Here is a 19,044-nt window from a genome sequence, read left to right on the forward strand (position 1 = left end):
TAATTTGGTAGTTAGCGTTTCATCCAAGTGTTTAACTCATCGAAGAAGGCTAGGCACTGGCTGAGCTGATCAATTTCAATAAACTCATCGGGCTTATGGGCTTGGCGAATAGAGCCGGGCCCAACGATCACCGAGGGGATGCCACCATTGATCTCGAACACGCCGCCTTCTGAACCATAAGAGACCTTGCCACCGCGCTCGGGAAGAATCGGTTCAAGCTTCTTGAACATCTCGCTATCGGTGGCATCGCCCATGGCGGGGTAGGCAAATAGTTCTTGCCACTCAATCGCGGAGTCAGCGGATTGGCGCTTCATTTCGGGTAGTAGGGCAGCCTCAACATCACTGATCAGCGCTTGAATATCAGTGGCGGCCGCTTCCTGATCAATGCTGCGTAGCTCAAAGATGAAACTACAGGTGTCAGGAGTAACGTTGGTCGCCACACCGCCTTCTATTATGGTGGTCAGTGTTGTGGCGTGGGGAACGGTAAAATCGTGGTCAAAAGGTCCATCTTGCTCATATCGTCGTGATCGTTCGGCGATAATGGTGATGATGCGCGAGGCATACTCCACTGCGTTGACATGCTGGGGGGAAAACGAGGAGTGGCCCCCTTCTCCGCGTACCGTCACCCGCATGGCGATCTTGCCTTTCTGGCCGTTGATTAGCTTCATTTCGCTGGGTTCGCCGATAATCGCCAGAGCAGGTGGCACCTTGAGTGCTGCTAAGTAACGGGCGATGGCTGGCGCCCCTAGACAGCCTACTTCCTCATCGTGAGAGAAGCAGAAATAGTATGGCCGCTGCAGTTCACCGTTGGCGAAAGCCGGTGCCGCGGCCATTACGCAGGCTGCAAAGCCTTTCATATCGCAGGTACCACGTCCAAACAAGCGGCTGCCACGCTGCTCCATTTTGAAAGGGTCGCTTTGCCAGCTTTTTGGGTTGGCGGGCACCACATCGGTATGGCCAGAGAGTACGATGCCGGGTACGTCGGCGGGCCCCAGGCGGGCAACCAAATTAGCTTTTTCTCCGCTCTCGTCCGGCAATACTATTACCTCCGCGCCAAGACTGGCGAAGAAACTCTCCATGTGATGAATAAGTTCGAGGTTGGGGTATGCGCTTGTTGTGTTGTAAGCAATCAGGTTAGCGAGATGTGATATCGCGGCTTCCAACTGCGGGTGAGCGTTAGGCTTAGCACTAGCTTGCATAGGGTTAAATCCTTGGCAATAAGGGAATCTTTGGCTCAGACCTTGGCTTTCTTAAGCTGCTGACGAATCGTCACTACGACCACGAATATCGCCAGCGAAGCGAATAGCCAGGTGATAGGTGACGACACCAGAATGCTTGGATCTCCACGAGAGAGCGCAAGTGCACGACGCAGGTTCTCTTCCAGCATTGGGCCAAGAATGAAGGCGATTAAAAAGGGTGCGGCAGGAATGGCGAAAAGGAACATGAAAAAGCCAAATACGCCCATCGCCAGCAGCACGATGACGTCATACATGCTGTTGGAGATCGAAAAAATACCGAATACGCACAGAGCGAGTACGATCGGTGCCATTAAGCCGGGAGGAATCCGCGAGATATGCGAGAAAAAGCGCATCGTTGCTTTGCCAGCACCAAACAGCAAAACAGATGAGAACAGCATGCCAATAAACAGCATGTAAACCTCATGAAGGTTGTTCTCGAAGAGCATGGGGCCTGGGGTCATCCCGTGAATCATAAAGGCGCCCAGCATTACGCCCGTAATCACATCACCCGGCACGCCCAGCGCTAACAGCGGAATCATGGTCGAACCACAGCAGCCATTATTGGCGGACTCTGATGCCGCGATCCCTTCCAGTTCGCCCTTACCAAAGTTCTCGCGATTTTTTGAGCTGCGCTGTGCTTCACCATAGGAGGAGAACGCTGCTGCCGAAGGCCCAATGCCGGGAATGGCCCCCATCACGACACCAATCATGCTGCCTTTGAGCATTGCCTTTAAGGATCGGCGTAGCTCATCTCGCGTAACGCGGTTATCGCCCAGCTGCATGGGCTTATGGCTTTGGTTGTGTCGAAAGACGATAATTTTAAGCAGTTCAGGAATTGCAAACAGTCCGATGAGCACGGGTGCAACGGCAAGACCGCTCTGCATATCCACGGTAAGGTCAAAGCGGAACGAGCCGTACATATCTTCACCCACTGTGGCGAGCAGTAGCCCTAAACATGCCGACACAAGCCCAAGCAACAGTGAACGCCCTGACACTCCAGCGACGGTGGTGAGCGCGAAAATCATCAGCATGAAATATTCGGGTGGCCCAATACGCAGCGCGAGTAGCGCCAGTGGCGCGGCAATAAAAATCAGCGAGAGATTGGAAATAAAATCCCCGGTACATGACGAATAGAGCGCCATGTTGAGGGCTTTGCCCGCCTTGCCTTGCTGGGCCAATGGGTAGCCGTCAAGGGTGGTGCAGGCAGCTGAAGCAGTACCTGGCGTCTTGATTAATATCGCGGATACCGAGCCGCCGTAGGTTGAGCCCTTATAAAGCGCGACAAGTAGTAAAATACTCGGAATCGGCTGCATATAAAAAGTAAAGGGCAGTGCCAGCGTAACCGCCATGGTACCGGTCATACCGGGAATAGCGCCGATAATTACGCCACCCCAAATACCGGCGGCCATGATTAAAAAATTCTCAATGGTGGCAACCGCCTGGAAGGCTACCAGCAGATCGTTGAGCATAGTGGTCAGTCCTATACGCGGTAGGTTAAATACCGATAGCCTTGAAGAGGCTGCCGACAGGGAAACGCGTATTGAGTGCGCTGGAGAAAAACAGGTAGAGAACCAGTGGGAGTGCGACGGCAACGATGGCCGCCACCACTTTGTGGCGCCAATAACCCGTCAGTATCAGCATCGTTATTAACAGTAGAATGCTTGATAGCAAAAAACCTAGCAGCATCACTGAGCCGATAAAGAGCGCAAAGACAAGTATCGTCCAACCGAAGCGAGTGAGTAGCGTGCCAATTGGCGTGTCACCTCGGATGGCGCTGGCATCTTCAGGGTCGGCGATTGCTTCGGTTTTACGTGAAAAAGACAACCCTACGAGCAGTATGCCCAGGGCCATGCCTAGCATGGAGACCGTTCTTGGCCACATATCCGGCGGTGGTGCAAACCCAGGAATAAAGCGTGGGCGGGGCACATAGGCTGGAATCAGTAAAAACAGAACGACACCGAACAGCGCTGTAATAACTAAACCGCGTGTTATACCCATGACCCCTCCATTGATGAAATGATGTTTACCGTGACGTCAGCGTGCCTAGCGCTGGCTCACTCTAGATAGCCAAACTGCTCCGCCAAGGTGCGATAAAACTCATACTGTTCCTGTGCGTAGGTCTCCATATCGACGCTACCGATAGTGGAAATTGAGCCGCGATCATCGGCACGGCTGAGCCACATTTCATCCTCAGCAACCTGCTCCATTACCTCGCCCCAGGTGTTCATGACCTCTTCAGGTAGGTCCGGCGGACCATACAGAGCGCTCCAGCCAATCACTTGCCCAGCTAGCTCATAGCCGAGCTCTTCAGCGGTGGGCACTTCCGGCAGTGTTTCCATACGCTCTGGCGAGAACACCATTAAAGGACGCATGTCACCGCTCTCAATATGGGGCATCAGTGATGCTGCTGCGATGGCGAGAAAATCAACATGTCCACCCAGTAAAGCGGTCGCAAGTTCACCGCCCCCACGATAGGGAATCAGTGTCGCCGCTGTCAGTGGATCCATTTCTGCGTCAGCAAGTAACGACTGCACCGTAAAACCATCAATGGCGGTGGCACCAGAGGCTGCATAGCTCATTGCGCCAGGGTCGTTTTCGATGCCTTCCAGCAAATCCTCAACGCTTTCATAAGGTGAGTCTTCTGCCACGGCAAGAATCATTGGAGTGGCTTCAAGCGGACTGATGAAGGTGTATTCGTCCCAATCAACGCTGCTGTTTTCGTTTACCGCTGGTGACAGTGCCATGCCTACGCGGGCTAAAAGCAGGGTGTATCCATCGGGATCTGCCTGTGTCACATCGCGAGCGCCTGTCATTCCACCCGCACCGGCTTGATTGACGACCGTGACAGGTTGTCCTAAGTACTCACGAGCAGACTCCGCAAGGGCCCGACCGGCTAGGTCGGAGGCGCCGCCTGGGCCATAAGGCACAACCAACGTGACGGGTTCGGAGGGGTAGCTCTGGGCATAGGCGGTGGAGGCAGCGAGAATCGATGCTGCCGCTAAGCTTAAGGTGAGTTTCATACTTATCTCCGCAATGTTTTTGCATAGCTGTTCTGGAATTAGTTATTAACAGCCGTTTGAATCCAGCGCTTTTAACATAGACAAGTATGAAAATTGTTGCAACAATTCTATTTAGTATTCGTTTTTGTTCTAGTGGTGGGGCGAAGTTGCAATCTTTTCTTTATAAAGACTATTTGTAGCTAAAACCTGCTTAGATAATTGCCCCTCATAGGGTTTAAAAGTATGAAAATTAAAGAGATTGAAGCTTTTGATGCGTTTATGAAGCACGGTACGACTAAGGCGGCCGCCGAGACGTTGGGAATTAGCCAGTCAATGGTAAGTCGTTTACTAACGGGACTAGAAGATGAGCTGGGCTTTGCGCTATTTAAGCGATCCCGGAATCAGTTGTCGCCGACGCCTGAAGCGTTTTTGTATCACGCCTCTGTGCTAAGGCTGATGGTCAGTATCCGGGATACCCAAAAAGACGCGGATGCAATTTCTAATAACCAGCTTGGTAGTGTCGTGGTGGCTGCCCAGCCAATTTTTTGCGATACCTTTTTACTTGATGTGATCAAACGATTTAAAACAAATCACCCCAACGTAGGCGTCCGAGTAATTGATGCAGGGTTACAAGAGTTACTAAAAATGATCGACAACGGCACCTGTGATGTAGCGCTGGGGATAACGCTCGAAGCAGATACTTATGGGGCAACGGTGACTAGCCTAGCGCGCTGCTCAGCGCGTTGCATTATGCACCGTTCACACCCCCTCGCTAAGGAAGATGTTGTTGCCATTACCAGTTTGCAAAACCAAACGTTTGTGGAGCTGATGGCCGATAGTCCATTGCGTGCCAGGGTGGATTACATCATGCAGACTATTGATATAAAAAGACATATCGCTGCTGAAATGCGTCATATGCGTGGGGTGTGTGCCCTTGTCGATCGTGGGCTTGGTATTGCGGTGATTGACCCTATTGCAGAACTGTTGCTTCAGGGAACTGCGGTAATATCGAAGCCAATGGAGCCAACGATTGACTGGGAAATTGCCTTGCTGAAATCTAAACACAAGCCGTTAAGTAATGTAGCTGAATCTTTCTGCGAAGAAATATATGCTGAAATCGGTAGTTTGCATCAAATGGGTATCTTAACGTCGCTTAATATAAATAAATAATAAAAAGAATATGTTAAATAGTAGGCCGATATGCCGCTATTTTTAGCTAATGCGAAAGACGCTCACGCAGGGTTGGTTCTGACCGTAGCGTCTTTCGCAGCAATAACCTAATGAGCCGAGCGTTTTACCCTTCCCGCAGATAAATCAAATCCCACACGCCGTGGCCGAGTTTTTCGCCGCGGGCTTCAAACTTGGTGAGCGGGCGGAAGGCCGGGCGGGGCACGTAAGGGGCGGTCTCTGCGCTTGCGGTGTTGGCATAACCGGGGGCCGCCTCCATCACTTCCGCCATCCACTCCGCGTAGGCTTCCCAGTCCGTAGCTAGATGGAAGGTGCCGCCGGGCATCAGACGAGTGCGAATCAGCTCAACAAAGGCTGGCTGCACGATACGCCGCTTGTGATGCTTTTTCTTCGGCCAGGGGTCAGGGAAGAACAGCTGCAGCGTGGTTAGCGAGCCTTCCGGCAGGCACTGCTCTAGCACGGCCAGGGCATCTTCGCGGTAAACGCGCAGGTTGGTGAGGCCACGTTTATCGACTTCATCGAGCAATTTGCCAACGCCTGGGGCGTGCACTTCAATGCCGATAAAGTCGGTGTCTGGGTGAGTCTCAGCCTGTTCTATCAGCGAGTTGCCCATGCCAAAGCCGATTTCTACTACCCGCGGTGCCTGACGGCCAAACAGGACGTCCAGGTCTTGGCGGCCGTCGGCGATGGTCAGGCCAAAACGCGGCCAGATATCTTCTAAGCCACGGTTCTGGGCCTGGGTCATACGACCCGCGCGGATCACGTAGCTTTTAATGCCGCGGCGGTGCAGCGGTGCATCCGTACCTTCCGGGCCTGTGGTGGCGTTGCTTTCGGGCGCGGTGTGACTTTCTGGTACGGTATCGTTGGGTTCAGTCATGAGGTCTCGAATCAATTAACCGTTAATACGGCCAGCAAAAGGTGAAGAAGGATCGGCGGATTGACGACGCGGCATGCGGCCGGCTAAAAATGCATCGCGACCAGCTTCTACGGCCAGTTTCATGGCGTTGGCCATGCGCAGCGGGTCGCGAGCGTGGGCAATGGCACTGTTCAACAGTACGCCGTCACAGCCGAGCTCCATCGCCATGGCGGCATCCGACGCCGTGCCAATGCCCGCATCCACCAGCACCGGAACGTTGCTCTGCTCAACAATCAAGCGCACGTTGTGCGGGTTTTGAATGCCGTGGCCAGAGCCAATCAGCGAGCCCAGTGGCATGATGGCGCAGCAGCCCATGGCTTCGAGTTCGCGTGCCACAATAGGGTCATCGCTGGTGTAAACCATCACGTCGAAACCGTCGGCAAGCAGCGTTTCAGCGGCTTTCAGGGTCTCTACCACGTTGGGGTAGAGCGTGTGGTCATCGCCGAGCACTTCCAGTTTGACCAGGTTGTGGCCATCAAGCAGCTCGCGGGCCAAACGGCAGGTGCGCACGGCATCTTTCGCGTTGTAGCAACCAGCGGTATTGGGCAGCAGGGTGTAGCGCTCGGGCGAGATAACATCTAGCAGATTGGGCGCCTCGGCGTCCTGGCCTAAGTTGGTACGGCGCACGGCAAAGGTCACAATCTCTGCGCCGCTCTGGGCAATGGCGGCGCCGGTTTCGGTAAAGTCTTTGTATTTGCCGGTGCCCACCAGCAGGCGCGAATGAAAATCGCGCCCGGCAATGGTTAGCGGCGTATCAGTGAGCGGTTCATGCGTTAATTGCGTCATAGTGTTTCCTCTAGCCACCGCCAATCGCGTGAACCACTTCCACGTGGTCGCCATCGGCCAAGTGGGTGTCGGCGTGTTGGCTGCGGGGGACAATCTCTTCGTTAATTTCCACGGCAATACGACGGCCACTAAGACCCAGTTGTTCTACTAGATCGGCGGCGGTTAGGCCGGTGGACAGTGTATGCGGTTCACCGTTTAGACGTATCTGTATAGACATAATAGGGCGCGTCTCATTCGTCATGGCAGTTCGTTCTCTATTGTAGCGGTTTAGCGCCGCGCAAGGTACGCCGTGGGTATAATCAGCGCGATGGACAAAGCGAAAGTGAGAGATGAAATTGAAGCAGGAGAGCAGTGTGCAACAAACAGATAAAGTGTGGTGGTGTATAGCGGCGCTGTCAGGCGCCATGATGGTAATGCTGGGCGCCTATGCGGCACACGGCTTGGCTGCTCGCACGACCGAGGTCATGGTGAGTGCCGTCGAAACCGGTGTGCGTTACCAGGCGTGGCACACCCTAGCCATTATGATCGTACTGGTGTGGCGCCGAGTGCATCCGCTGGCGGGGCAGCGTTGGGTGCTGGCGCTATGGTCGGTGGGGGTTGTGTGTTTTTCAGGCTCGCTCTACTTAATGGCCTTGGCTGGGCTAAGCCTCGGCATTGTGACGCCTATTGGCGGCGTTTTATTAATGGCCGGGTGGCTGGCGCTTGCGGTCGTCGCACTGATGGCCAAGCAGTAAGTACCTTTGTAGGCCAAATATTCGCGTGGCTATGCGCCGCGCTTCTTCCTTTTTATGAGCATCTCTATGTTTCATTTTGTCGTCGCCATACCCTGCCTGATTGTTATTCTTCGCTATTTAGTGCCACTCAAATGGCCGCTCTGGTTTAAAGGCCTCCTCAGCGTTGCGCTGTTACTGGTAGCTCAGCATCATTGGCTTACCTTGATGGCGTTTGGCTCCATGTTCTCTCCCGAGGTGCCAAGAGCCATCGTACTGATCGTCAATTGGGTTTTCGGCACGATGCTGTTTCTAGCAGTGTTTCAGCTAGTGGTTGATGCGATAGCGCTGATGCTGATGGCGGTAAAAAGAAGGCGTGTCGCCATTCCTTCTTCATTGCGTTACAGCATGGGCGCGTTGGCGTTAGGCGTGGCTGCTTTCGCCGTTAGCCAAGCGGCGCGGGTGCCGCTGGTGAAGGATATCGAGGTTACCATTCAAGGGTTGCCCTCTCAGTTTGAAGGCTACGAAATTGTGCAGTTAACCGATCTGCATATTAGCCGACTGTTTGAAGCCCCGTGGGTTGAAGCGGTGGTGTCGCAGGCCAATGCGCTTGAGCCAAACCTAATCGTCATCACCGGCGACCTGATCGATGGCGACCTTGATGTGCGTCGCGCAGATGTGGCGCCTTTACAAGCGCTTGCAGCGCCCGACGGCGTCTATACCATTCCGGGTAATCATGAGTACTATTTTGGTTACCCGCAGTGGATGGCGTATTACCAGTCGCTCGGCATGCAGGTATTGGCAAATCAACATGTTGTGATCGACAACGAGGGGGCGAACTTAGTCCTTGCGGGAGTGACGGATTTTACGGCCGCCAGGCATGCTTTTGCTGCGCCGAATGTCGAGGAGGCGATAGCAGGGGCACCGAGCGACTCGCCGATTATTATGCTGGATCATCAGCCCCGCAATGCGGTGGCTGCGGCTGCAGCCGGTGTAGATCTGCAGCTCTCCGGACATACTCATGGTGGGATGATACTAGGCTTCGAGCAACTGGTTGCCAGCGCTAACAATGGTTTCGTTTCAGGCTTTTATAATGTTCAAGACATGACGCTTTACGTCAATAACGGTACAGGCTTGTGGCCAGGGTTTGCTTTACGCCTCGGCAAGCCCTCAGAGCTAACCCGCATTACGCTCCGCCAGGGGTAGCGTGTTTTGATGACGCTAAGTGAGCGGGCAAGTCGATATCCATCATCGTACCCGCATCCTGCACGTGATACTCACGGTAGTGCGCGGCGTTGTGGCGAATAATCTCTTGGGCCCCCGTATGGCCGCTTAGCGCTTCAAGCGCGGGCCAAAGCGTACGCCCAAATATAACCGGATGCCCCGGCTTGCCTTCATGGCAGGGCCGCACGATGGTGTCGCGAGTGGCTATACGCTGTAACGACAGCAGCGTCTCCTGCTGAATCCAGGGCATATCGCCCAATAAAATCGCGACTGCTTCGACGCTCTTCAGGCGGGCGTCGTGGCTAAGCTCGGCCACCGCCTCGGCGATGCTTGCCCCTAACCCAAGATGTGCCTGATGAAGTCGCACCAGAGGCGTGTTTTCTGCAAGGCCTAGCAGGCCCAGATCATCCTCCTCGCGGATCGCCACGCGCAGTATAGGAAAGGCTTGCTCGGCATTCGCGACAGAGGCTGCCAGCAGCGAGCGTCCGTCGGTTAAGGTCGCGCAGCGCTTGTCATCCTCACCAAATCGGCGCGAGTAGCCAGCCGCCATCACCAGGGCGACGACATTGCTAGAGCTCATTGGTAGCTTTTCCGTATTGGACCCGGACGATATCCGCCATGATCGCGAGGGCTATTTCCGCCGGGGTCATGCTGCCTAGCGCTAGACCAATCGGCATGTGCAATCGCTCGACTTGCTCTTCGGTCAGCCCTCCTGAGCGAATCAGCCGCTCGGCGCGCGCAGTAGAGGTGCGCTTTGAGCCCATCACGCCGATATAAAACGCAGGTGTGCGCACCGCTTCCATCATCGCCAGGTCATCTATACGTGGATCATGGGTGAGCGCCACAATGGCCGTGGCGCCGTGGCAGCCGTTGGCGGCAATGTACTGGGAAGGCAGTTGCGCTATGACTGTTACCCCTGGAACATCAAACGCCTGGCAGGCGGCTTCGTCGGGGTCGCAGACAATCACCTCAAACCCTAATGTGGCGGCAAACGAAGCGCAGGCGCTGGAGACGGGCGAAATGCCGGCAATGATCAACCGCCGTGCGGGGGCGAGTCGCATTTTTAACCGGTGCGGCGCGCCATCTTCACTGGGCCAGACCACCCGCGGCCCCAATGTGGCGTCGTTGGTAAAGTGGCGGGTGCCAGCGTGAATATCGACATGTCGCATCAACTGGCGGTGGCCTTCCAACGCCGCCTTCAGCGTGCCAAGGTGCTCCCTTATATCCGGCGTGGCAGGCAGGCGCTCCACCAGCACCTCAAGAATGCCGCCACAGGGCAGCGCGATATGCCCGCCCTGAGCGTCGTCTGCATCGCCGTAGCGAATAACGACTGCCGGCGTTTCAAACTGCCCCTTGGCCAGGCGCTTGATGAAGTCATCCTCCACACAGCCGCCGGAGAGCGACCCCAGGTGTCTGCCATCCCTGGTCACCGCCATCCAAGCGCCGGGCGCGCGGGGAGATGAGCCAAACGTGGCGAGCACGGTGCACAGCCAGACCGTTTCACCCTCCTGGGACCAGGTCAGCGCTTGATCTATAACCTGCAAGTCCAAGTGTTGCATTTCAAACGTTTCCAATAGTGAGCAAGCGGCATCCATTGCCTGTCTTGCGTGGATAGACGTGTCATAGCGTAGCGCACCTGACGCAGATAGAGGTTTTGTTTTACAACGTTTGGACACAGAGTTGGGCTACCTGGCGTAATAGTGGCTATGCTAAAGGCCTTATGGCACTAAATAAGCGAAAGCAACGCGCAAGGAAGGCATATAGCAATGAACCCCTCTAATAACGTCGAAAGACACCCCAAGACCGTGAACCCCGATAGCAGCACCTTTTCACTAACCGTCAATGGCGAACGGCATACGTTAACTCTGGATAACCGCACAACGCTGCTGGATGCCCTGCGTGAACATCTAAAGCTTACGGGCACCAAGAAAGGCTGTGACCACGGCCAGTGTGGCGCCTGCACGGTGTCGGTGAACGGCGAACGCATCAACGCCTGCTTGTCCCTTGCGGTCATGCATGAAGATGATGATATTTCGACCATCGAAGGGGCGGCTGAGGTCGACCATCTTGATCCCATGCAGCAAGCCTTTGTCGATCATGACGCTTTTCAGTGCGGCTACTGCACGCCGGGGCAAATCTGCTCGGCCAAGGCGGTGCTTGAAGAGATTCAAGCGGGGCTGCCAAGCCATGTTACCAAAGATTTGAATGCGCCTATTGAGATCAGCGATGCGGAAATTCGCGAGCGGATGTCAGGCAATCTTTGCCGCTGCGGCGCCTACGCCAACATTCTCAAGGCCATCAACCAGGTTGCGGAGGCGCGCTCATGAAAGCCTTTTCCTATGAACGCGTCAGCGACCCGGCCCAGGCGGCAGCCCGTGCGGCGGAAGTGCCGGGCGCCAAGTTTATTGCGGGCGGCACTAACCTGCTGGATTTGATGAAGCATGAGATCGAAATTCCCAATCACCTGATCGACGTAGGGGGCACGGGTCTTGACGATATTACCCCGACGGAGGATGGCGGCCTGCGTATTGGTGCACTGGTTAGCAACGCCGCGCTCTCGGCGGATACCCGGATTCGTAAGGACTACGCGGTATTGAGCCGAGCGTTGGTGTCGGGTGCCTCCGGCCAGCTGCGTAACAAGGCGACCACCGGCGGCAACCTGCTCCAGCGCACGCGCTGTGGCTACTTTTATGACACTGGCATGCCCTGCAACAAGCGCTCGCCTGGGGCGGGCTGCGCAGCGTTGAGCGAAGGCGCCACCACGCGTCAGCTGGGCATTATCGGCACGTCCGATGCGTGTATTGCCACGCACCCCTCTGATATGGCCGTTGCCCTGCGCGTGCTGGATGCCGAAGTAGAAACCGTGACATCAACCGGTGAAACGCGCCGCCTGACACTGGATGAGTTTTATCAACTGCCCGGCGATACCCCGGAGATAGAGAACGCGTTGCAAGCAGGCGAAATGATCACAGCCGTGCTGCTGCCGCCCCCTGTCAAAGGCCGCCACGCCTACTATAAAGTGCGCGACCGGGCCTCTTACGCCTTTGCGCTGGTGTCCGTTGCGCTGATTCAAGCCCCCGATGGAACGGGGCGCGTTGCCCTGGGCGGTGTGGCACCCAAGCCCTGGCGCCGTGATGACGCCGACGCGGCGTTACCGCAGGGCGCATCCGCTGTCATGGCCCGCTTACTGGACGGCGCCCGCCCAACGCAAGAGAACGCCTACAAGATTATCCTAGCAGAACGAACGCTCGCCGCGCTGCTGGCTCAGGAGTGACACATGGATTTTAATCAATCAACGGAAGATAACCTGTTCGATCATGCCCGCATTATCGGCAAGCCTCACGCGCGAATCGACGGTCTGCTCAAAGTCACCGGTCGCGCGCCCTACGCCTACGAGCGGCATGACGTGGCAGCCAACCAACTGGTGGGTTACCCCGTGTGCGCAACGATTGCGCGGGGGAAAATCACTCATATGGACGCCTCGGCTGCCCGCGCTGCACCTGGCGTGGCGGCCGTTATTACCACTCTGGAGCTTGAGCCGCTGGCGCGTGCCGACAGTAATATAGCCCACCTGTTTGGCGGCGCCACCGTTGAGCACTACCACCAGGCCATCGCCGTGGTGGTCGCCGATACCTTGGAGCAAGCGCGTGGTGCGGCGTCATTGATCGAGGTGCGCTACGAAGAGGCGCCAGGGGTGTTCGATCTTGAAGATGCCTGGACGCGCCTTCAGAGCACCGGCGAGCCGGTGGCCAATGTCGGCGATGTGGATGCGGCGTTTGCTGCCGCGCCGGTCACGCTGGATGAAACCTACCGCACCGCGTCGCAAAGCCACGCCATGATGGAGCCCCACGCTTCTATCGTGGACTGGTCGGATGGCGGCCAGATGACGGTATGGACGTCGAACCAGATGATCGAGTGGACGCGGCAGGCGCTCGCCACCACCTTTGATATCGACGCTGACAGAATCCGCCTGGAAAGCCCTTACGTGGGCGGTGGCTTTGGCGGCAAGCTGTGGCTACGCGCCGATGCGGTGCTGGCGGCACTTGGCTCGCGCGAGACCGGGCGGCCGGTCAAAGTCGCCTTGCCGCGCCCGATGATCTTCAACAATGCTACGCACCGCTCTGGCACCATTCAGCGCCTGCGCATCGCAGCCGGTTCAGATGGCAAGATTACCACCTTCGACCACGCCGCCGTTTCCCATACGCTGCCCGGCGGCAGCGGTGAAGACGCGGTCAACCAGACCCGCTGCTTCTACGCGGGTGAAAATCGTCGCGTAGCGCACCATCCTATCGATATGGGCCTGCCCGAATCGGCGGACATGCGTGCCCCTGGTGAAGCCTCGGGGCTGGCGGTGCTGGAGATCGCCATGGACGAGATGGCGGAGAAGCTCGGCATGGATCCGGTGGAATTCCGGATTCTCAACGACACCCAGGTTAACCCCGAGGAGCCATCGAAACCCTTCAGCGATCGCCACTTTGTGGAGTGCCTGCGTAAGGGCGCCGATACCTTCGGCTGGGCTGAGCGTAACCTTAAGCCGGGCGGCCAGCGCGAAGGCCAGTGGCTGATTGGCCACGGCATGGCCGGTGCCTATCGCGGCGCGCCCACCATGACCTCGGGCGCGCGGGTGCGCTTGCAGAAAGGGCGCCTGATCGTGGAAACCGATATGACCGATATCGGTACCGGCTCCTACACCATCCTGACTCAAACCGCGGCAGAAACCATGGGAATGGAGATGCAGGACGTAGAAGTGCGCCTTGGCAATAGCGCCTACCCGACCTCATCCGGCTCAGGCGGGCAGTTTGGTGCGACAAGCGCCACCGCTGGCGTATATGCTGCCTGTGTGGCACTTCAGGAGCAGATCGCTAAGCGCCTAAACGTTGACGAGGCGCGCTTTGAAAATGGCCGCGTGGTTTCCGGACAGACAGATCTGGCGCTGGCCGACATAGCCGATGGCGAAGAAATAGTGGCTGAAGATTCGATCAACTTTGGCGACTTCAAGGACGAGCTGGAGATAGGTACTTTCGGCGCGCACTTTGTCGAGGTGGCTGTGAATGCCTATACCGGGGAAACCCGCGTGCGGCGCATGCTGGCCGTGTGCGATGCAGGCCGCATCCTCAACCCCATCACGGCGCGCAGCCAGGTAATTGGCGGCATGACCATGGGCGTAGGCGCTGCCTTGACCGAGGGCATGAGCGTGGATACCGGGCGCGGCTTCTTCGTCAACCACGACCTGGCAGGCTACGAAGTGGCGGTACATGCGGATATTCCCGAGCAGGAGGTCATCTTTTTAGATACCACCGATGCTGCTTCATCGCCTCTAAAAGCAAAAGGAGTGGGTGAGCTGGGTATCTGCGGCGTAGCCGCCGCGATTGGCAACGCGATCTACAATGCCACCGGTGTCCGGATCCGTGAGTACCCGATGACGCTGGATCGCATGATCGATCAACTCCCTAGCACTGAGCGTTGAGCTAGCTTGACCTTGGGGTGACACACAGGTTGTAAACTTTCAATTGGATGTTGCGTCGCTTACCAACGTTTCTTTATTCGCTCTTAATCAGGAGGGTATTTATGAGCCGCTTAACCACCTCACTATTCCTATCTAGCGCTCTAGTTCTCGGGGCGACCTCGGCGCATGCGGCACTGCCTGACGAGGCCACACTATATAAAAATCCCCAGTGCGGCTGCTGTGACGGTTACGCACGTCATCTTGAAGAGCTCGGCGTAGAAGTGACGATTATTGATGACGTGGAGTTGGGTGATATCAAGCAACAGGCGGGCGTGCCTTATGGCTTGGGATCGTGCCATACCATCGAGATGGGTGAGTATTGGATTGAAGGGCATGTGCCGATGGAAGCGGTTACAAAGCTGTTTGAAGAGCAGCCAGACGTCAATGGTATTGGTTTGGCCGGTATGCCCATTGGTACGCCGGGTATGCCTGGTCCTCAGGACGAGCCCTATAACGTCTACGCGTTTAGCGACCAGCATGATGAGCCGTTCATGACACTGGCGCCTTGAAGAACGGCCGCTTAAGGCTTATCTGGCAGCGCATAGCTGGCGGTGACATGCACGACTGGGCGTGCATCATCGCTGGCTGAGTAGATTTGTACTTCGCCCACCGCTAGGCGGCGGCCGAGTTTGATCAGCTTGGCGTGGGCGATAATGTCGTGATCACCGGAAGCCGCGCGCAGAAAGTGGCAGTTTAAGTCGCTGGTCACGGCCATCGCCTCTGGGCCGATTTGCGCCAAGATAGCGACGTACATAGCGACATCTGCAAACCCCATCATCGTGGGCCCGGAAACCCGCGGGCCAGGGCGTAGATGTTCATGGCCAATCTTTAGGCGCATGGTGGCGCTCATCTCGCCCACGCTCTCTATCTTGCCCATTCGCTGGGGAAAGACTTCATCCAGAAAGTGCTCAATCTGCTCAGCAGTCATCACGGTCATTGTTATTATTCCTCACGTTTTCTTTAACGTTAACGTCAATCAGCCTAAATAAAAAGCCCCAAGGCGCAAGCCTTGGGGCTATGTAAGTAAGCGTGTGGGCTTACTTAACCTTATGCACGTTTTGCTTTGTGCACCTGGCGCCACTCGTGGAGTAGCGGCTCGGTGTAGCCAGAAGGCTGTACACGACCTTTGAAGATCAGGTCGGAGGCAGCTTTGAACGCGGTAGAGGCTTCAAAGTCCGCACTCATAGCGGTGTAGGTCGGGTCGCCTGCGTTCTGCTCGTCGACTACCTTGGCCATACGCTTAAGGGTTTCTTCCACCCGCGGCGCATCGACAATGCCATGGTGCAGCCAGTTGGCAATGTGCTGGCTTGAGATACGCAGCGTCGCACGGTCTTCCATCAGGCCGACGTTATGAATGTCCGGTACTTTCGAACAGCCTACACCGTGCTCTACCCAGCGCACCACGTAGCCCAGAATACCCTGGCAGTTGTTATCCAGCTCCTGTTGCTTCTCTTCATCCGACCAGTTGGGATTTTCCGCGACCGGCACGGTGAGCAGGTCATCGAGATAATCGGGCTCGCCCAGGGCTTCTAGCTCGCGCTGAACGTCGGTGACGTTGACCTGATGATAGTGCAGCGCGTGTAGCGCGGCAGCCGTGGGAGAAGGTACCCAGGCGGTGTTGGCGCCCGCTTTCGGGTGGCCGATTTTCTGCTCCAGCATGTTGTGCATCAGGTCCGGCATGGCCCACATGCCTTTACCGATTTGCGCACGACCGCGTAGGCCACAGGCAAGACCGACTTGCACGTTGCTCTTTTCATAGGCCTGGATCCACGCAGCGCTCTTCATATCGCCTTTGCGCACCATGGGGCCTGCTTCCATGGCGGTATGCATTTCGTCGCCGGTGCGATCCAGGAAGCCGGTATTGATGAACGCAACGCGGGAAGCGGCTTCGGCAATACACGCTTTGAGGTTGACGGTGGTACGACGTTCCTCGTCCATAATGCCCATTTTCAGGGTGTCACGGTCCATGCCCAGAAGATCTTCAACGCGGCCAAACAGTTCATTGGCAAAGGCGACTTCTTTAGGGCCGTGCATTTTCGGCTTCACGATATAGACCGAGCCGGTACGCGAGTTACGCGGCTGGCTGTCATCCTTTTTCAGGTCGTGCAGCGCGAGTAGCGAGGTAACCACTGCATCCAGGATACCTTCTGGCAGCTCGTTGCCATTTTCATCCAGAATCGCTGGTGTGGTCATCAAGTGACCCACATTACGCACGAACATCAGCGAACGACCGGGGAGGGTGACACTACCGCCATCGCTGGTTTGCCAGGTGCGGTCGGCGTTCAGCTTACGCGTAAACGTCTTGTCACCTTTCTCGATCTTCTCTTCCAGGTCGCCCTTCATCAGGCCGAGCCAGTTGCTGTAAACGCCGACTTTGTCTTCTGAATCCACCGCAGCAACGGAGTCTTCACAGTCCATGATCGTGGTCAGGGCAGCTTCGACGACGACATCCTTCACGCCAGCCGGGTCAGTTTTGCCGATGGAATCGCTGGCGTCGATCTGGATTTCCAGGTGCAGACCATTGTTACCCAGCAGAATCGCGTCGGGTTTGGCTGCTTCGCCAGTGAAACCGATCAGCTTGCCGGAATCCTTCAAGCCTGTTTCACGGCCACCTTCCAGGGTGACGACCAAATGCTCATCACGGATAGCGTATTTCACCGCGTCACGGTGTGAACCAGTGGCCAACGGTGCCGCGCGATCCAGCACGCCGCGGGCGTAGGCAATCACCTTGGCGCCGCGTTTCGGGTTGAAACTGGTGCCTTTCTCGGCGCCGTCGTCTTCTGAAATCGCGTCGGTGCCGTACAGAGCATCATAAAGGCTGCCCCAGCGTGCATTGGCAGCGTTCAGCGCATAGCGCGCATTGCTTACCGGCACTACCAGCTGCGGGCCTGCTTGAACAGCTACTTCACGATCAACATTCGTCGTTGTCGCTTTGACGTTAGCGGGGGTTTCCACCAAGTAGCCGGTCTCTTTCAGGAAGCTGCGGTACGCAGGCATATCGGTAACCGGGCCGGGGTTTTCCCGGTGCCACACGTCAAGCTTCTCTTGTAGCGTGTCGCGCTCTTCCAGCAATTGACGGTTTTTAGGGGTCAAATCGTGAAACAGAGCATCCACACCGGCCCAAAAGGCATTTTCGTCAACGCCTGTTCCGGGTAGCGCCTGCTCATTAATAAAACGATCTAAATCGGCTGCCACCTGTAAACGGTGGCGCGTGATACGCTCACTCATGGGGTATCTCCTGTGAGGATGCCCGTGGGCACTCTGTTTTTTAGAACATGTTTTTTTAGGACATGATTCTTAAAACATGGTTTGCCGTGGGCAGAGTAAAATGTATTTATGGAAAATAATTCCACATTTGCTCAGGCATGTAAACAGCGTAGACCCTAAAGCGGTAAAATGCGCGACCAAATGACTAGCAATTAGAAGTTGATAGCGCGACTCGCCTGCCGCGTCTAGGCCAACGTAAAAGGGCGATATGGAGAAACAACGATGCGTGATTTCCAACATCTGGAAGGCTTGTTTCGCCATGCTTCGGGCGAGACCGCCCTTAGCCGTCTGCTGCCAGGTGAAATATTGACAGATGCCGTGCAGGACTACTTTCAGCATTACGGCCTGGAAGCGCTGCTACTCGATACCAGTGAAGTACACGCAGGCTTTATTGATACTGGACGCTTTGCGCTCTGGTGCCAAGTGTGGAGTCCACCTCAGCCGGTAGGCACTGCTTTTGTTGTGCACGGTTACTTTGATCATATGGGACTGTACCGTCATTTATTAAAGCGTCTGCTGGCCAAAGGCTGGCGGGTAGTGCTGTGGGATCTTCCCGGTCACGGCCTTTCAAGCGGAGCGCGGGCAGAAATAGAAGATTTCGACGATTACCAGCACTGCCTGACGCATTTGCAGACCATCCTCAAGAGCCAGGGAATGGCGCCTGCCCCGTGGCTGGGGGTGGGGCAGAGCACCGGCGGGGCAATTCTAGCTACCGATGCGCTCACCCGCCGAGAGGATTCGGGCTGGTCAGGCTTGGTGCTTCTGGCGCCGCTGGTGCGGCCTTGGGGATGGAGCCAAACAAGCTGGCTGCACTTGATTGCCAGCCCATTTGTAAAAGAGCTGCCGCGTAAATATCGGCCCAACTCTACCGACGAGCAGTTCACTGAATTTCTACGCGAGGGTGACCCGCTGCAGCCCGAGCGCTTGAGCGTTGCCTGGGTAAGCGCCATGCGCCGCTGGATGCCCCGGCTGCTAGCGCAGGAGCCAAGCCAGTTACCGACGTTGATTTTGCAGGGCGAGCAGGATTTGACCGTTGATTGGGAGTGGAATTTAGCGATTCTGGCGAAGAAGTTTCCCAATGCCGAGATTCATCGCCACCCGGAAGCGCGTCATCATCTGGTCAATGAAGCCGATTCCATCCGGGAGGTGCTTTTTGAAGCGCTGGATGGGTTTGTAGACCAGTTAAGCGAAAATCAGGCCTAGCGCCGCT

The 19,044-nt window shown here is 56.2% G+C and carries 19 protein-coding genes; 8 read left to right on the top strand and 11 right to left on the bottom strand.

All coding sequences use genetic code 11. The features are described 5' to 3' along the window. Positions 1–11: 11 nt before the first annotated feature. Genes argE through V8L71_RS05565 form a run of 4 tightly spaced genes read right to left on the bottom strand, consistent with a single transcriptional unit; the run spans position 12 to position 4,258 of the window. A complete protein-coding gene (argE, locus tag V8L71_RS05550; protein ID WP_336273455.1) occupies positions 12–1,199 on the bottom strand; it encodes an acetylornithine deacetylase in 1,188 nt (395 codons plus the stop codon). 35 nt (positions 1,200–1,234) lie between these two features. Next, positions 1,235–2,707: a tripartite tricarboxylate transporter permease gene (locus tag V8L71_RS05555; RefSeq protein WP_228219202.1), complete on the bottom strand. Its 1,473-nt coding sequence runs from the start codon at positions 2,705–2,707 to the stop codon at positions 1,235–1,237. Between the two features lie 25 nt (positions 2,708–2,732). Further along, positions 2,733–3,236, bottom strand: coding sequence for a tripartite tricarboxylate transporter TctB family protein (locus tag V8L71_RS05560; RefSeq protein ID WP_336273456.1), 504 nt, complete (start codon positions 3,234–3,236; stop codon positions 2,733–2,735). Positions 3,237–3,292: 56 nt separating this feature from the next. After that, positions 3,293–4,258 (bottom strand): Bug family tripartite tricarboxylate transporter substrate binding protein, encoded by a 966-nt coding sequence (locus V8L71_RS05565; RefSeq protein ID WP_336273457.1) that lies wholly within the window; start codon positions 4,256–4,258, stop codon positions 3,293–3,295. 222 nt (positions 4,259–4,480) lie between these two features. Here V8L71_RS05565 and V8L71_RS05570 point away from each other — a divergent pair, with 222 nt between their 5' ends. Beyond that, the gene (locus tag V8L71_RS05570; RefSeq protein ID WP_336273458.1) at positions 4,481–5,407 is read left to right on the top strand and encodes a LysR family transcriptional regulator; all 927 of its coding nucleotides are present in this window, start codon (positions 4,481–4,483) and stop codon (positions 5,405–5,407) included. Positions 5,408–5,531: 124 nt separating this feature from the next. Here the strand turns inward: V8L71_RS05570 and trmB are convergent, their stop codons facing one another. The 3 genes from trmB to thiS are packed head-to-tail and all read right to left on the bottom strand — an operon-like array spanning position 5,532 to position 7,344. Further along, positions 5,532–6,302 carry a tRNA (guanosine(46)-N7)-methyltransferase TrmB gene (gene trmB / locus V8L71_RS05575; RefSeq protein ID WP_336273459.1) on the bottom strand — a complete coding sequence of 257 codons (771 nt, stop codon included), beginning with the start codon at positions 6,300–6,302 and terminating at the stop codon, positions 5,532–5,534. 15 nt (positions 6,303–6,317) lie between these two features. After that, positions 6,318–7,127 carry a thiazole synthase gene (locus V8L71_RS05580; RefSeq protein WP_336273460.1) on the bottom strand — a complete coding sequence of 270 codons (810 nt, stop codon included), beginning with the start codon at positions 7,125–7,127 and terminating at the stop codon, positions 6,318–6,320. A 10-nt stretch (positions 7,128–7,137) separates the two neighbouring features. Next, a complete protein-coding gene (gene thiS, locus V8L71_RS05585; protein WP_035555041.1) occupies positions 7,138–7,344 on the bottom strand; it encodes a sulfur carrier protein ThiS in 207 nt (68 codons plus the stop codon). Positions 7,345–7,480: 136 nt separating this feature from the next. On the opposite strand from thiS, the gene V8L71_RS05590 reads away from it, so the two are divergent. Beyond that, positions 7,481–7,861 carry a DUF423 domain-containing protein gene (locus V8L71_RS05590; protein ID WP_336273461.1) on the top strand — a complete coding sequence of 127 codons (381 nt, stop codon included), beginning with the start codon at positions 7,481–7,483 and terminating at the stop codon, positions 7,859–7,861. 66 nt (positions 7,862–7,927) lie between these two features. Then, positions 7,928–9,043, top strand: a complete 1,116-nt coding sequence (locus tag V8L71_RS05595) for a metallophosphoesterase (protein ID WP_336273462.1) — start codon at positions 7,928–7,930, stop codon at positions 9,041–9,043. On the opposite strand, the gene V8L71_RS05600 is transcribed toward V8L71_RS05595, so the two are convergent. Together V8L71_RS05600 and V8L71_RS05605 are read right to left on the bottom strand one after the other, a co-directional pair. Further along, on the bottom strand, positions 9,024–9,641 hold the full coding sequence (locus tag V8L71_RS05600) for a nucleotidyltransferase family protein (protein WP_336273463.1): 618 nt from the start codon (positions 9,639–9,641) through the stop codon (positions 9,024–9,026). The two genes, V8L71_RS05595 and V8L71_RS05600, sit on opposite strands and share 20 nt — an antisense overlap. Then, positions 9,631–10,620 (bottom strand): XdhC family protein, encoded by a 990-nt coding sequence (locus V8L71_RS05605; RefSeq protein ID WP_336273464.1) that lies wholly within the window; start codon positions 10,618–10,620, stop codon positions 9,631–9,633. The genes V8L71_RS05600 and V8L71_RS05605 overlap by 11 nt, the downstream gene beginning before the upstream one ends. 207 nt (positions 10,621–10,827) lie before the next feature. On the opposite strand from V8L71_RS05605, the gene V8L71_RS05610 reads away from it, so the two are divergent. The 4 genes from V8L71_RS05610 (at position 10,828) to V8L71_RS05625 (ending at position 15,076) form a co-directional block, all read left to right on the top strand. After that, complete coding sequence (locus V8L71_RS05610; RefSeq protein WP_008956541.1) at positions 10,828–11,388, top strand: 2Fe-2S iron-sulfur cluster-binding protein; 561 nt, start codon at positions 10,828–10,830, stop codon at positions 11,386–11,388. Continuing rightward, entirely contained in the window at positions 11,385–12,335 is a 951-nt protein-coding gene (locus tag V8L71_RS05615; protein ID WP_336273465.1) for an FAD binding domain-containing protein, read from the top strand. The genes V8L71_RS05610 and V8L71_RS05615 overlap by 4 nt, the downstream gene beginning before the upstream one ends. Positions 12,336–12,338: 3 nt before the next feature. Further along, positions 12,339–14,528: an aldehyde oxidoreductase molybdenum-binding subunit PaoC gene (paoC, locus tag V8L71_RS05620; RefSeq protein WP_336273466.1), complete on the top strand. Its 2,190-nt coding sequence runs from the start codon at positions 12,339–12,341 to the stop codon at positions 14,526–14,528. 101 nt (positions 14,529–14,629) lie between these two features. Further along, a complete protein-coding gene (locus V8L71_RS05625; protein WP_336273467.1) occupies positions 14,630–15,076 on the top strand; it encodes a DUF411 domain-containing protein in 447 nt (148 codons plus the stop codon). Positions 15,077–15,087: 11 nt separating this feature from the next. Here the strand turns inward: V8L71_RS05625 and V8L71_RS05630 are convergent, their stop codons facing one another. Both V8L71_RS05630 and V8L71_RS05635 read right to left on the bottom strand, forming a co-directional pair. After that, positions 15,088–15,504, bottom strand: a complete 417-nt coding sequence (locus V8L71_RS05630) for a PaaI family thioesterase (RefSeq protein ID WP_336273468.1) — start codon at positions 15,502–15,504, stop codon at positions 15,088–15,090. Positions 15,505–15,614: 110 nt separating this feature from the next. Continuing rightward, positions 15,615–17,795 (bottom strand): malate synthase G, encoded by a 2,181-nt coding sequence (locus tag V8L71_RS05635; protein WP_336273469.1) that lies wholly within the window; start codon positions 17,793–17,795, stop codon positions 15,615–15,617. A 261-nt stretch (positions 17,796–18,056) separates the two neighbouring features. Here V8L71_RS05635 and V8L71_RS05640 point away from each other — a divergent pair, with 261 nt between their 5' ends. After that, entirely contained in the window at positions 18,057–19,037 is a 981-nt protein-coding gene (locus tag V8L71_RS05640) for an alpha/beta hydrolase (protein WP_336273470.1), read from the top strand. Positions 19,038–19,044: the final 7 nt, after the last annotated feature.

The organism is Vreelandella indica, assembly GCF_037070225.1.
Taxonomy (GTDB): Bacteria; Pseudomonadota; Gammaproteobacteria; order Pseudomonadales; family Halomonadaceae; genus Vreelandella; species Vreelandella arctica.

Excerpts from the sequence above, each read along its gene's own strand:
- V8L71_RS05625 (WP_336273467.1), top strand. The coding sequence starts at position 14,630 with ATGAGCCGCTTAACCACCTCACTATTCCTATCTAGCGCTCTAGTTCTC.
- V8L71_RS05560 (WP_336273456.1), bottom strand. The coding sequence starts at position 3,236 with ATGGGTATAACACGCGGTTTAGTTATTACAGCGCTGTTCGGTGTCGTT.
- V8L71_RS05595 (WP_336273462.1), top strand. The coding sequence starts at position 7,928 with ATGTTTCATTTTGTCGTCGCCATACCCTGCCTGATTGTTATTCTTCGC.
- V8L71_RS05610 (WP_008956541.1), top strand. The coding sequence starts at position 10,828 with ATGAACCCCTCTAATAACGTCGAAAGACACCCCAAGACCGTGAACCCC.
- paoC (WP_336273466.1), top strand. The coding sequence starts at position 12,339 with ATGGATTTTAATCAATCAACGGAAGATAACCTGTTCGATCATGCCCGC.
- V8L71_RS05630 (WP_336273468.1), bottom strand. The coding sequence starts at position 15,504 with ATGACCGTGATGACTGCTGAGCAGATTGAGCACTTTCTGGATGAAGTC.
- V8L71_RS05570 (WP_336273458.1), top strand. The coding sequence starts at position 4,481 with ATGAAAATTAAAGAGATTGAAGCTTTTGATGCGTTTATGAAGCACGGT.
- V8L71_RS05615 (WP_336273465.1), top strand. The coding sequence starts at position 11,385 with ATGAAAGCCTTTTCCTATGAACGCGTCAGCGACCCGGCCCAGGCGGCA.
- trmB (WP_336273459.1), bottom strand. The coding sequence starts at position 6,302 with ATGACTGAACCCAACGATACCGTACCAGAAAGTCACACCGCGCCCGAA.
- V8L71_RS05635 (WP_336273469.1), bottom strand. The coding sequence starts at position 17,795 with ATGAGTGAGCGTATCACGCGCCACCGTTTACAGGTGGCAGCCGATTTA.
- V8L71_RS05600 (WP_336273463.1), bottom strand. The coding sequence starts at position 9,641 with ATGAGCTCTAGCAATGTCGTCGCCCTGGTGATGGCGGCTGGCTACTCG.
- thiS (WP_035555041.1), bottom strand. The coding sequence starts at position 7,344 with ATGTCTATACAGATACGTCTAAACGGTGAACCGCATACACTGTCCACC.
- V8L71_RS05565 (WP_336273457.1), bottom strand. The coding sequence starts at position 4,258 with ATGAAACTCACCTTAAGCTTAGCGGCAGCATCGATTCTCGCTGCCTCC.
- V8L71_RS05580 (WP_336273460.1), bottom strand. The coding sequence starts at position 7,127 with ATGACGCAATTAACGCATGAACCGCTCACTGATACGCCGCTAACCATT.
- argE (WP_336273455.1), bottom strand. The coding sequence starts at position 1,199 with ATGCAAGCTAGTGCTAAGCCTAACGCTCACCCGCAGTTGGAAGCCGCG.
- V8L71_RS05640 (WP_336273470.1), top strand. The coding sequence starts at position 18,057 with ATGCGTGATTTCCAACATCTGGAAGGCTTGTTTCGCCATGCTTCGGGC.
- V8L71_RS05555 (WP_228219202.1), bottom strand. The coding sequence starts at position 2,707 with ATGCTCAACGATCTGCTGGTAGCCTTCCAGGCGGTTGCCACCATTGAG.
- V8L71_RS05605 (WP_336273464.1), bottom strand. The coding sequence starts at position 10,620 with ATGCAACACTTGGACTTGCAGGTTATAGATCAAGCGCTGACCTGGTCC.